The sequence below is a fragment of the Bradyrhizobium sp. USDA 4501 genome (assembly GCF_054062115.1).
This window is the reverse complement of the sequence record NZ_JBSSEX010000001.1, coordinates 9,238,815-9,251,085: the sequence shown is the minus strand read 5'-3', so window position 1 is coordinate 9,251,085 and position 12,271 is coordinate 9,238,815. Positions and strand designations below refer to the sequence as shown.

The window sequence follows — 12,271 nt, the reverse complement described above, 5'->3', positions numbered from 1 at the left end:
CCTCTCGTAAGGGCCCAAATAGTTTATCGGCCCGCGGGTTTCTCGATCAGCTTCTTCAAGCTGTCACGCGCAGGTTTGCTATAGCCATCGCCCGACGCCGGCGTCGCCTGATCATTGGTATCGGCCGCAGAATCGTCGTCTGGCTTATTCTTCTTGAACTTCTTTAAGATGGTGTTCTCGGGGTCGTCAGGCAAGAGCGACATCAGCCAATCCCCGGTTCCCTGCAGCACCACCCGCGACTTCGCCCCGGTCACCCAATCGGGCCGCTGCTTGTCCGGAACCAGCCAGGTGAAGAACATGAACGCCACGACCACGATCAGGAGGCCGCGGGCGAGCCCGAACAGGAAGCCGAGGGTGCGGTCGAGGGCGCCAATCCGGGAATCCAGGATCATGTCCGAGATCCGCACCGTGACGATCGAGACCACGATCAGCGTGCCGATGAAGACGCCGGCCACCACGACCACGGCGGCGACCGTGTCGTTGTTGAAATAGGTCTTGGCGGTCGGCAGAAGCTTCGAAAACGCATACAGCGTGACCAAAGCTGCGGCGCCCCAGGCCGCGATCGACAGGATCTCGCGCATGAAGCCGCGCACCATCGCGAGCAGGCCCGAAATCAGCATCACGCCGAGCAGGACGAGATCAAGTATCGTTATGGGCATCGGCTGGTCAGGTCCGCTGGTACGTTTCGGTACGCTGTTAAGGGCTTACGCTGCTAAGTGCTCTCGCGAATCGGCGAAGTCGGTGCCGTCCTAACTGAGGCGCATTGGGGGCATCCGGCAAGGCCAGAGCGCCACCTGTCCCGCGCGGCGGATGTATAGCGGCGGGGGGCTGATACGTCACGCCCGCTTTAGCTGGTCTCGCGACGGAATCGGGCCGGTGTGGCATTTTTCTCAGCCGCATCAGGGCCTCCGGAGCCGTCCTGGTCGCGCCGGCCGCCCCGGGGCGTTCCGCGTGCCGCAATTTCGGCGACCAGCGTGGTGAGGTTGCCGACGCTGTTGAGGGTGAGCCCTGAATCGCCGCCGCTCTCGCCGCGGGCCGATTCGGGCAGGATGGCGCGGGCGAAGCCGAGCTTGAGGGCCTCCTTGAGCCGGGCGGGGGTCTGCGCCACCGGGCGGATCGCGCCCGACAGCGAAATCTCGCCGAAATAGACCGCATCCGTCGGCAGCGGCGCATTCACCAGCGAGGAGACCAGCGCGGCCGCCGCGGCAAGGTCCGCGGCCGGTTCCTGGATGCGCAGGCCGCCGGCGACGTTGAGATAGACGTCATGTCCGGACAATTTGACGCCGCAATGCGCTTCGAGCACCGCGAGCACCATCGACAGCCGGCTCGGGTCCCAGCCGACCACGGCGCGGCGTGGCGTGCCGAGCGAGGTCGGTGCCACCAGCGCCTGCAACTCGACCAGCACCGGACGGGTGCCCTCGATGCCGGCGAACACCGCCGTGCCGGGGCTGCCGAGCTCGCGCTCGGACAGGAACAATTCCGAGGGGTTGGTGACCTCGCGCAGGCCGAGGCCGGTCATCTCGAATACGCCGATCTCGTCGGTCGCGCCAAAACGGTTCTTCACCGAGCGCAGGATGCGGAACTGCTGCGAGCCTTCGCCCTCGAACGACAGCACCGCATCGACCATGTGCTCGACCACGCGGGGACCGGCGATCTGGCCGTCCTTTGTCACATGGCCGACCAGGATGATCGCGGCACCCGTCTTCTTGGCAAAACGAATGAGGGCCTGCGCCGAGGCGCGGACCTGGGTCACCGTGCCGGGCGCGGATTCCACCGTGTCGGTCCACATGGTCTGGATCGAATCGATCACGATCAGGCGCGGCACCGCGCCTTCCGACAGCGTCGCGACGATGTCCTCGACCGAGGTTTCCGAAGCCAGCTGCACCGGCGCGTCCGCGAGGCCGAGCCGTTCGGCGCGCAGCCGCACCTGGGCGACCGCCTCTTCGCCGGAGATATAGACGGCGCGGTGGCCGGCGCGCGCCATCATGCTGGTCGCCTGGGTCAGCAGCGTCGATTTTCCGATGCCGGGATCGCCGCCGACCAAAAGCACCGAGCCGCGGACGAAGCCGCCGCCGGTGACGCGGTCGAGCTCGGCCATCCCGGAGGACAGCCGCGGCGCGTCCTGGGTCTTGCCGGACAGCGATTCCAGCGCAAACGTCCGCCCCTTGCGCTTGCTGCGGATCGAGACCGGCACCGAGCCTGTGGTGTCCTCCTCGGCCAGCGTGTTCCACTCGCCGCAGGAATCGCACTTGCCCTGCCAGCGATTATACGCCGCGCCGCAGTTCTGGCAGACGAAGGAGAGGGTGGATTTGGCCATGGAGCAGGTGAGTCGCGCTATCGAGCACGATGCATAACACGGTTCGGCCGCCGCGCGCGATCCATCGAAGACGGAGTGCCAGATGGCGGGGCCGGCTCAGCGCGAGAACACCCGTGTTCCGCCCGGCCAGCGCGGCTTGTCGCCGACCGGGCTTGCGCCGATTTCCCAGCCGACGCCGCCCCACAGCACGTCGACGGCACCAAGCTCTCCGGCGCTGTCGCGGACGTAAAACACGTTCGGCTTGGCGTTGACCTCCAGCGGGCCGTTGCTGCCGCTGGGCTGTCGGCTCAACGCGCACCAGACGTCGGCCAGTCTGCTCTCGTGGCTCTGACCCAGTTTGGCGAGGATCTCCTTGTCGCTCGAGGCTGCGCTCAGGATGAAGGTCTGCAACGATGCGCCGCCGCTATCGTCCTCGATCTTGTTCGTGAAGCGCTGCGCGAAGGTCGCGCCTAACCAGGAAATCCTGACCGGCGCGCTCGAGGCGATGTCCTCCTTGAAATGTTCCCGCGCGACGAATTTTTCGGCGTGAGGAATTGCCGAGGTCGACGACGGATCGGACCGTTCCTCACTTTTTGGCTGCAGGGAACATGCAACGCGGTCAGCAGCGGCAACGGCACCCGGTTGCCCCGGTCTTGTATCGTCTGCCGCGACGCTCAATCCCTGCGTCGCCAGAACAACGGTCAACCACAGGGTGAGGCTTGGTTGGCGCATGTTGTTGTTGTCCCTGAATCCGCTGTGCTCGCGGAGACAAGGTAAACCGCATCTTGCAGATGTAAATCAAAGATCAGGTTTCTGGTTAAGGATAAAAAGTAAGTTCAACTACAGCGCGAATTTGAATCAAATGCGCTTCGCGCAAGGGAACTGCTCTCGTTTGTACGCGCGGTCAAACGTGGATGTCCCGCCTCGACAGCAGCAGCGGCGGATTCTCGCGCGGCGTCAGACTCGTCGGCAGAGCGCGGCAGCATCTCGCCTGCGCGTGCAACGGATCGCTCCAGCTCCAGCGAACCCGCCACGACGGATTGTTGGCGTAGGCCGGAATGCGCCAGACCCAGATCGTCTCGTAGACGCTGTCTCCGAACTGCGCGACATCGGGCCTTGCCGTCGGCCAGAACGCCGAGCCGGCAACAGCGAACGTCACAATCGCCGCAGTCGTGATCATCATCTTGCGCATCGCGCGCCTGCCTTTCCCGCCTGTCGTGGGCTTTGACGACCCGCGACTCCCAATGCTTCGACTTGCGATCCCGCATTCGTCAGGCCGACATCGGCGACATCAGGCGCCGGGCTCTGCGCCCGATCTGCACGCCATGTTTCGCTGAACTCGTGTCGCCTGAACTCTCGGGACTCGCATCCGGGTCGTCGATCAACCCTGTGATGCCTGCTGGAGCAAAGTTCTTTTCCGCAAACGATCAAGTGCAAGTAATGAGATTGTCATAAACGCAGCGGCCGGACGATGGCAATCCGGATAACAACGGAAGGTGAGCGCTCAACAAAACTCTTTCGGGGTACGCGCCACCCGATGCGCAAAGCCCCGTAGAATTACGACACCATCGGGAGGATGTTGGTGTTCGTCACGGTGAAATCCGTTTGCCCAGGGCCTGGTCGATGTCGGAATTTTACTGCGTCATTGCAGACCACAATAGCGCCGTGCCCGCCGCCAGCATGATGCCGTCCATGATCAGGCGGAACGACTCCGGCTTCAGCTGCAGCACGAAGCGCTTGGCGATGAAGGCGCCGGCCATCAGCGAGGCGCCGGCGATCAGACCCTTCAGCGCGATGTCCGGCGTCAGCGCGCCGAAGCGCTCGAACGTCACCGACTTGCTGACATAGAGCCCGAGCGAACTCGCCGCCTCGGTGGCGAGGAACGCGCCCTTGCTGAGACCGTAGAACAGGAACAGCGGCACGCTGAGCGGGCCGGTCGAGGCCACGATGCCGGTGAGGTAGCCGATGAGCGCACCGCCGATTGCGAGATGCCAGAGATTGGCCTTCAGCCTGTGCCGCGCCAGCCAGTGCCGCACCGGCACCATCGCGATCAGGAATACGCCGATCGCTATATCGACCGCATGCGAGGGCAGCGCGAGCAGGGTGCGCGCGCCGAGCGCGGCGGCCGGGATGCCGGTGATCGAGTAGGCGATGCAGGCACGCCAGTCGACCTCGCGCCACCAGGCGAGGATGCGCGACAGATTGGCCATCACGGCGGCGACGGCCATGATCGGTACCGCCTGCTTCGGCCCGTACTGATAGACCAGCACCGGCATCAGCATGATCGACGAGCCGGTGCCGACGATGCCGGAAATGGTGCCGGCGACCAGGCCGACGATGAGGACGAAGAGGAAGCCCACCTGCGCGCTCCGGTGAGGTGATCCCGAGCCATGCTGAATGCGTGCCCCGGGAGAGGGGCTCAGTGTGACCTCATGGCTCGAGACGGCGCAAGGGCGCCGCCGAACCATCGACACGCCATCGTGCGCAGCGCAGCAAGACTTGGACAAATCATGTCGCGAGAATGCGGAGGTATGACTCACAGACCGCGCAACACATTTGTTGTCGACCCTACGAAAGCAGGGACTCATAACCACGAATGCGGATTATTGCGCGCCGCCGGAACGACAAGTCCCGTTCACAACATCGGCCGCGGAGTATGGGTCCCTGCTTTCGCACTAGCGTGTCTACACGGTTTTGGGGCGCGACAGATTGACTCGGTGCAGCAAGAAGTGGCGTCTCTGGAGCATGTTGTATGATTCTCTCACTGGCGCTTTGATTCGAAGGAGCGCCAGCGATGCAGCCGGATTTGTCTTTGGGTGAGTTCGGGGACGTTCGTCTCGACAAAAGGGGGCGACGCTTCTCCGGGCTATGCTTTGCACGCGCAGCGTCTGCTTGCGCCAGATGGCCCGGGGCGATTGGGCTGCCAATATGGCGTTCTGGCGGTTTGTGAACAACCCCCAAGTCACGATCGATAAATTGATTGAGGGCTGGAGCGCGCAGACGCGGACTGCGGTCAGCGGGCGTCATGTGCTGGCGATCCAGGATACGAGCGAGGTCAAGTTCCAGACCCAGGCGGGACGGCGGCGCGGGCTGGGCAAAGTCGGCAAGGGCAATGCTCGCGGCGTGCTGTTGCATGCGATGATGGCGGTGGATGCCGACAGCGGGGTCTGTCTTGGCCTTACTGGCGGCAACGTTTGGACGCGCAAAGGCAAGGTAAAAATCCCGCATGAGCGGCGCGCCTTGGCCGACAAGGAGTCGGCGCGCTGGGTGACGGCCGCCGAGCAAGGCCGCGACGTCCTGGCAGATGCCCGCATGATCACCGTCGTCAACGACCGCGAGGGGGATTTCTTTGCTCACTGGGCGCTGACGCCAGCCGAGAATGTCCATCTTCTGTCGCGTGCCATGCACGACCATGCGCTGGTCGATGGCGACACACTTTATCAGGCGGTCGAGCGGAGCCGCTTCTGCGACAACGCGGTGATCGATCTGCCGCAGCGAATGGATCGGCGCGGCCGGCAGGCCCATCTCTCGATGCGCTTCGGAACCGTCGTGCTCAAGCGGCCGCAGAGGCCCGGCGTCACCGACTTGGCGGAGGGCATCAAACTCAGCTTCGTAGAAGTGGTCGAGTTGCATCCGCCGAGAGGTGCGGAGCCCATTCGCTGGCTGCTCCTGACCACTCATCCGGTCGCCACCGTTAAAGACGCCTGGCAGATCGTCTCCTGGTACCGCCAGCGCTGGATCATTGAGCAACTCTTTCGCTCGCTGAAGAGCCAGGGTTTGCGCATCGAGGATAGTCAGATCGAGAGCGCCGAAGGCCTGATCAAGCTCGTGGCGGTCGCCACCAGAGCGGCATGTATCGTCATTCAACTCGTTCAGGCCCGCAACAGTGGCGAAGAATTGCCGGCTGAATTTGTCTTCACCGCAGAAGAGATCGAGACGCTCAGGGCCATCAACAAAACCATGAAAGGTCGCACCGAGCTTCAGAAAAACCACCATCGCCCCAACACTCTTGCTTGGGCGGCATGGATCATCGCAAAACTCGGCGGATGGACCGGCTACGCCTCCCACCGTCCACCTGGACCAATCACCTTCCACACCGGAATGGCCCGCTTCCAAATCCTCGCAAATGGCCCGACAAACGTGTAGATGCACTAGTGCTTTCGCAGGGACGACAGAGTGATTGTGGCGCGAGCGCGACACGCAAACCCGTCACCTCAACACAACCCACGCCGGCGCGTGATCGCTGGCGCCGTCCTCGCCGCGGATGGCGCGGTCGACGCCGGCTTTCACGAGGCGCGGCGTCACTGCGGGGCTGAGAAGGAGATGATCGAGCCGCAGGCCTGCATCGCGTGGCCAGCGCTGGCGCTTGTAGTCCCAGAAGGTGAACATCGGCGCGTCCGGATGCAGGGCGCGGATCGCATCGCACCAGCCCTGATCGACCAGCGCCTTGAAGGCGGCGCGGCTCTTCGGCTGGATCAGCGCATCCTTGTCCCAGGACCGCGTTGGGTAGATGTCGAACGGCGTCGGCGCGACATTGTAGTCGCCGGCGAGCACCACCGGGACGTCCTGCTTGAGCAGCTTGGCGGCATGGGCGCGCAGCCGCTTGAACCAGGCGAGCTTGTAATCGAATTTCGGCCCGGGCTGCGGATTGCCGTTCGGCAGATAGAGGCTGGTGACGACGATGCCGCGCACCGCGGCCTCGATGTAGCGCGCTTCGTGATCGCCGGCATCGCCGGGCAGGGCGGTGCGGATCAGCACCGGCTCGGCCTTGCGCGCGAGGATGGCGACACCGTTCCAGGTCTTCTGTCCCTGCCACACCGCGCCGTAGCCGGCCTGCTCGATCGCGGCCGCGGGAAACTCGGCGTCGCTGGCCTTCAGCTCCTGCAGACTGACGACGTCAGGCTTGGCGGTCTTGAGCCAGCGCAACAGGTTGAGCAGGCGGCGATTGACGTTGTTGATGTTGAAGGTCGCGATCTTCATGCGCACTGGCAATCGCGAACCTTGATCATGTCAGGTGGACGTCGCTGTTGGCTCGGCGGCCGGCAGTGGCGGCGGCGCAGCGGGCGCTGCTGTTGGCAAGGCTGGCGGCGCTGCGGGCGTGGCAGCCGGCTCGCTCGTCTCGGCGACCGCGTCGCTTCTCGCGGCGACGGCATCGCCGCCCTTGTAGATGCGCACGAAGCGGCGGCCGAGGCTGGTCAGCACCTCGTAGCCGATGGTGCCGAAATGATGCGCGACCTCGTCGACCGTGATGCCTTCGCCGATCAGCGTTACCATGTGGCCGCGCCGCACGGCATTCTTGTCGAGGTCGGTGACATCGACCGCGATCAGGTCCATCGAGACGCGGCCGGCGATCGGGCAGCGCTTGCCGGCGACCACGACCTCGGCGCCGCGGGTGCCGTCATTGGCGCTGGCGGCGCGGAAATAGCCGTCGGCATAGCCGGCGGCGACGATCGCAAGCCGGGTCGGCCGGCGCGCGGTCCAGGTGCCGCCATAGCCGACGGTCTCGCCGCGATCGATATTGCGGATCTGCACGATGCGCGCCTTGAGATCGACCACCTGCTGCATCGGGTTGTCGGCCTCCGGCGTCGGATTGACGCCATAGAGCGCGCAGCCCGGCCGCACCATCTCGAACTGGAATTGCGCGCCGAGAAACACGCCGGAAGAATTCGCCAGCGAGGCCGGCACGCCGGTGAACAGGCTCGCGATCTCGCGGAAGCTCGCAAGCTGCTTGGCGTTGGCGGGATTGTTGAGCAATTCGGCGGAGGCGAGGTGGCTCATGACCAGCGTGATGCCGTGATCGCCGGCATTGATACGCGGGATGATGCCCTGTGCCTCGCTGACCGTGAGCCCCAGCCGGTTCATGCCGGTGTCGATATGGATGCCGGCGCCGCCGGACCAGCCGGAGCGGCGGCAGAACACGTCCCATTCGGCGAGCTCGTTGAGATCGCCGATCACCGGCTTGCAGTCGATCCTGGCGTAGGCGTCGCCGGTGTTCTGGAAAAAACCGCCGAGCGAATACACCGTCGCCTCGGGAGCGGCCGCGCGCACCGCGGCGGCCTCCTCGACGCTGGCGACGAAGAAGGTCTTGCAGCCGGCCTTGGCCAGCGCCCGCGCAACCTGCTCGGCGCCGCAGCCATAGGCGTTGGCCTTGACCACGGCGGCGCATTCGGCCGGCACCGCGGTCTTCTCGAGCTTGCGCCAGTTGGCGATGATGGCGTCGAGGTCGATGGTGAGGATACCGCTGGCGGTCGGGTGGGCCGCCAGCAAACTGGCCTCGGATGTCAGCTGCGATTTCGCGTCAGTCACGATGTTCATGGCTCAGTTGTACGCGGGTGCCCTGCGTCGTTCAACCGAGTCCGGATCTCAGTGGCCGTGATCCGGAACCTGACCGTCGGGTGCGAGGTCGCCGAAGCGCGTGACGCTGGCCTCGAAGTGCAGATCGACCGTGCCGGTCGGGCCGTGTCGCTGCTTGCCGATGATGACTTCGGCCTTGCCGTGGGCAAGGTCCATGTCCATCTGCCACTTCTCATATTCCGGCGTGCCCGCGCGCGGCTCCTTGTTGGCGAGGTAGTATTCCTCGCGATAGACGAAGATCACGACGTCGGCGTCCTGCTCGATCGAGCCGGATTCACGCAGGTCGGACAGCTGCGGCCGCTTGTCGTCGCGGTTTTCGACCTGACGCGACAGCTGCGACAGCGCGATGATCGGAACGTTCAGTTCCTTGGCAAGTGCCTTCAGGTTGGTGGTGATCTCGGTGATTTCCTGCACGCGGTTGTCGTTGCCGCGTTTGCCCGAGCCCTGCAGCAGCTGGATATAGTCGATCACGATCAGGTCGAGGCCCTTCTGGCGCTTGAGCCGTCGCGCCCGCGCGGTGAGCTGCGAGATCGAGAGGCCGCCGGTTTCGTCGACGTAGAACGGCAGCGATTGCAGCTCGATCGAACAGTCGCGGATCTTCTCGAAATCGAGCTCGGAGATGCCGCCGCGACGGATCGAGCTCGAGGGAATGCCGGTGCGCTCGGCGAGAATACGGGTGGCGAGCTGTTCGCCGCTCATTTCGCAGGAGAAGAAGCCGACACAGCCGCCATTGACTGCCTTGGTGGTGCCGTCCGCCTGGACTTCGGGCACATAGGCTTTGGCGATGTTGTAGGCGATGTTGGTGGCGAGCGATGTCTTGCCCATGCCGGGACGGCCGGCGAGGATGATGAGGTCGGACGGCTGCAGGCCGCCCATCTTGGCGTCGAGGTCGCGCAGACCGGTCGAAATGCCCGACAGCTTGCCGTCGCGCTGGAACGCCTTCGCCGCCATGTCGACGGCGATCGTCAGTGCCTGCGCGAAGCGCTGGAAGCCGCCGTCATAGCGGCCGGTTTCAGCAAGGCCGTAGAGCTGCCGCTCGGCATCCTCGATCTGGGCGCGCGGCGCGAAGTCGACCGGCGCGTCATAGGCGACGTTGACGATGTCCTCGCCGATCTGGATCAGGTTGCGGCGCAGGCTGAGATCGTAAACGGTGCGTCCGTAGTCCTGCGCGTTGATGATGGTGGTCGCTTCGGCGGCAAGCCGGGCGAGGTACTGGCCGACCGTCATGCCGCCGATGTCGAGCTCGGCCGGCAGGAACGTCTTCAGGGTCACGGGGTTCGCGACCTTGCCCATCCGGATCAGGCTTCCGGCGGTCTCATAGATTTGCTGATGGATGGTTTCGAAGAAGTGCTTCGGCTCCAGGAAATCGGAGACCCGGTAGAAGGCGTCGTTATTGACCAGGATCGCGCCCAGCAGGCCCTGTTCCGCTTCGATGTTGTGCGGCGCACTTCGGTAGGCCGGGGATGCGGCGTCGGGCGCGAGCTTGTGGACGTTCGAATCAATCAAGGCCATGGACGAGCTTATTCTTCTGATTTCGTCGTTACTGAGATTTTCGGCTGCGGGGCGGCGATGAAGCGCCAGCCCGGCACGAAGCGAAAGGACGGATGTTTCTTATGCACGATTCACACAACGCGAGGTGTGAATCCGAAACAGCCGGATGCATTCCGCTTGACTGGGGTTTTGTCCGAAACCGGGCGGGAGCCGGCCGATCAGCACGGTCGTTGGCAAAAATTGGACGCCGCCTGAACCTTTTGCCAGGCGAGCGGACCCATGGAGAGGCGAGGCGGCTGTTGGCGTCGATTTCTCAGACCAGGATGAGGAAGGCCAGCGCGATCAAGGCGGCCACCACGCCAGTGGCGATCAGGGCGTAGTCAGTCGCGATATCGCGCTGCGGGTCCAACATCGTCTGGTGTGTTTCTCGGGTCATTCCGGACCACTACGACAGTCCCGGACAGACCTCTGTGAAGCAGATCACATGCGCCGCACTTTTTTTGCGGCAGGTTCGCGGGAACGACCCGGCGGATTCCAGGTTGTCTACGCTCAGGCAAGATACGGCGGCGATGGCTCGAGAGTTTCAGACAGCGCGATCAAGGCTTGGCCGGGCAGATGGCATGGATCGCCGCTGGCTGGCGGCGCTTGTCGATGCCATGGAGCAGGCGGCGCGTCCCGAGGTCCGCAATGTTCCCTGCGATGCCAGCTTGATTTCGGCCGCCGCGGCCCATCTGGCGCGTCCGGCGCCGACCTTTGGCCATTGCGGGTCGGCCTATAGCCTGCGCAACTAGCAGCACCCGTTCCTTCAGACCTATTCGCCGGCGAGTTGCAGCCGGGGCTTGGCCGCGCCGGCCTCCTTCAGCCGCAGGCGGGCTTCTTCGCCGCCGATATAGTCGCGGGTTATCGGGACGATGCCCTGGCGCTTGGTGAGCTGGAGCTGGAAGTTCATCATGTTCTGCACGCGGAACGACATCTCCGACGCAGCCAGGTAGAATTCCCACATCCGGGCAAAGGTCTCGTCGTAGAGCCGCACGGCCTCCTCGCGCCGCGCCATGAAGCGCTCGCGCCATGCCTTCAGCGTCTCGGCATAGTGCAGGCGGAGAATCTCCATGTCGCAGATCAGCAATCCGGCCTTCTCGATCGCCGGCATGACCTCGGACAGCGCCGGAATGTAGCCGCCGGGGAAGATGTATTTCCGGATCCAGGGGCTGGTGACGTCGGGGCCGGTCGAGCGGCCGATCGAGTGCAGCACCATGACACCGTCGTCGCTCAGCAGTTCGGCGCAGCGCGCGAAGAAGGTTTCATAGTAGGCGACCCCGACATGCTCGAACATGCCGACCGAGACGATGCGGTCGAACGGCCCGGGGATGTCGCGATAGTCCTGCAGCAGGAAGCGCGCCGATTGCGCCAGGTTCCGCTCCGCCGCCCGGGCGTTGGAAATTTGCAGCTGCTCGGTCGACAGCGTGACGCCGGTGACGTCGGCGCCGCTCATCTCGGCGAGATAGAGCCCAAGGCCGCCCCAGCCGGAACCGATATCGAGGATGCGGTGCCCGGGCTTGATCAGGAGTTTTGCGGCGAGGTGACGCTTCTTGGCGAGCTGGGCATCGTCCAGCGTCGCGTCCGGCGTCTCGAAATAGGCGCAGCTGTATTGCTTGTCCGCGTCGAGGAAGAGGGAATAGAGGCGGCCGTCGAGATCGTAATGACGGGCGACATTGCTTCTGGATCGGCCGCGCACATTGATCTGCTGGGCGCGGCGTCCGAGGAAGCGTACCCAGGCCTGCAGCCTGGCAAAGTTCGGCAGCATGGCTGCCTGACCCATCAGGACCGCCAGCACGTCGGCGACGGTGCCTTGCTCCACCACGAACGTGCCGTCCATGAAGGCTTCGCCGAGATAAAGTTCGGGATCGACTAGGATGCGGAGTTCCGCCCCTCGCGTCATGAAGCGCACGGCGACCGGTACACCCGTGCCATCACCGCAGATGAACTGAGCGCCGCTCGCGGTCGTGAACGTGATCGAACCGCGGCGGATGAAGCGCCCCAAGAAATATCGCAACAATCGGTCCATCGAAACACCAACGGAACGGCAAGCTGCACACCGACACCACTGGAGTTGATCACTCCAATGTGTCC

12 protein-coding genes are annotated in these 12,271 nt (G+C 64.4%); 2 read left to right on the top strand and 10 right to left on the bottom strand.

The window, feature by feature from the left end; translation table 11 throughout:
• Window positions 1-23: 23 nt before the first annotated feature.
• The 5 genes from ACVWZM_RS43320 to ACVWZM_RS43300 all read right to left on the bottom strand — a co-directional run bounded on the left by ACVWZM_RS43320 (window position 24) and on the right by ACVWZM_RS43300 (window position 4,656).
• Complete coding sequence (locus ACVWZM_RS43320) at window positions 24-659, bottom strand: CvpA family protein (RefSeq protein WP_026192677.1); 636 nt, start codon at window positions 657-659, stop codon at window positions 24-26.
• Between the two features lie 188 nt (window positions 660-847).
• The gene (gene radA, locus ACVWZM_RS43315; RefSeq protein WP_057019866.1) at window positions 848-2,317 is read right to left on the bottom strand and encodes a DNA repair protein RadA; all 1,470 of its coding nucleotides are present in this window, start codon (window positions 2,315-2,317) and stop codon (window positions 848-850) included.
• A gap of 96 nt (window positions 2,318-2,413) precedes the next feature.
• Window positions 2,414-3,028: a hypothetical protein gene (locus tag ACVWZM_RS43310; RefSeq protein WP_057019867.1), complete on the bottom strand. Its 615-nt coding sequence runs from the start codon at window positions 3,026-3,028 to the stop codon at window positions 2,414-2,416.
• 172 nt (window positions 3,029-3,200) lie between these two features.
• Window positions 3,201-3,488: a hypothetical protein gene (locus tag ACVWZM_RS43305; RefSeq protein ID WP_253587034.1), complete on the bottom strand. Its 288-nt coding sequence runs from the start codon at window positions 3,486-3,488 to the stop codon at window positions 3,201-3,203.
• A gap of 442 nt (window positions 3,489-3,930) precedes the next feature.
• Window positions 3,931-4,656, bottom strand: coding sequence for a sulfite exporter TauE/SafE family protein (locus ACVWZM_RS43300; RefSeq protein ID WP_028335150.1), 726 nt, complete (start codon window positions 4,654-4,656; stop codon window positions 3,931-3,933).
• Between the two features lie 568 nt (window positions 4,657-5,224).
• On the opposite strand from ACVWZM_RS43300, the gene ACVWZM_RS43295 reads away from it, so the two are divergent.
• Entirely contained in the window at window positions 5,225-6,442 is a 1,218-nt protein-coding gene (locus ACVWZM_RS43295; protein ID WP_438071829.1) for an IS4 family transposase, read from the top strand.
• Window positions 6,443-6,505: 63 nt separating this feature from the next.
• On the opposite strand, the gene ACVWZM_RS43290 is transcribed toward ACVWZM_RS43295, so the two are convergent.
• The 4 genes from ACVWZM_RS43290 to ACVWZM_RS43275 form a co-directional block, all read right to left on the bottom strand.
• Window positions 6,506-7,276, bottom strand: a complete 771-nt coding sequence (locus ACVWZM_RS43290) for an exodeoxyribonuclease III (RefSeq protein ID WP_456856858.1) — start codon at window positions 7,274-7,276, stop codon at window positions 6,506-6,508.
• Between the two features lie 30 nt (window positions 7,277-7,306).
• Complete coding sequence (gene alr / locus ACVWZM_RS43285) at window positions 7,307-8,611, bottom strand: alanine racemase (protein ID WP_057019870.1); 1,305 nt, start codon at window positions 8,609-8,611, stop codon at window positions 7,307-7,309.
• A 48-nt stretch (window positions 8,612-8,659) separates the two neighbouring features.
• Window positions 8,660-10,162, bottom strand: a complete 1,503-nt coding sequence (locus ACVWZM_RS43280; protein WP_057019871.1) for a replicative DNA helicase — start codon at window positions 10,160-10,162, stop codon at window positions 8,660-8,662.
• A 292-nt stretch (window positions 10,163-10,454) separates the two neighbouring features.
• The gene (locus ACVWZM_RS43275; protein WP_256520498.1) at window positions 10,455-10,577 is read right to left on the bottom strand and encodes a hypothetical protein; all 123 of its coding nucleotides are present in this window, start codon (window positions 10,575-10,577) and stop codon (window positions 10,455-10,457) included.
• A gap of 184 nt (window positions 10,578-10,761) precedes the next feature.
• Between ACVWZM_RS43275 and ACVWZM_RS43270 the strand changes: the two genes are divergently transcribed.
• On the top strand, window positions 10,762-10,932 hold the full coding sequence (locus ACVWZM_RS43270; RefSeq protein WP_194295401.1) for a hypothetical protein: 171 nt from the start codon (window positions 10,762-10,764) through the stop codon (window positions 10,930-10,932).
• A 20-nt stretch (window positions 10,933-10,952) separates the two neighbouring features.
• Here ACVWZM_RS43270 and ACVWZM_RS43265 read toward each other — a convergent pair whose 3' ends face one another.
• A complete protein-coding gene (locus ACVWZM_RS43265; protein WP_141343105.1) occupies window positions 10,953-12,206 on the bottom strand; it encodes an SAM-dependent methyltransferase in 1,254 nt (417 codons plus the stop codon).
• Window positions 12,207-12,271: the final 65 nt, after the last annotated feature.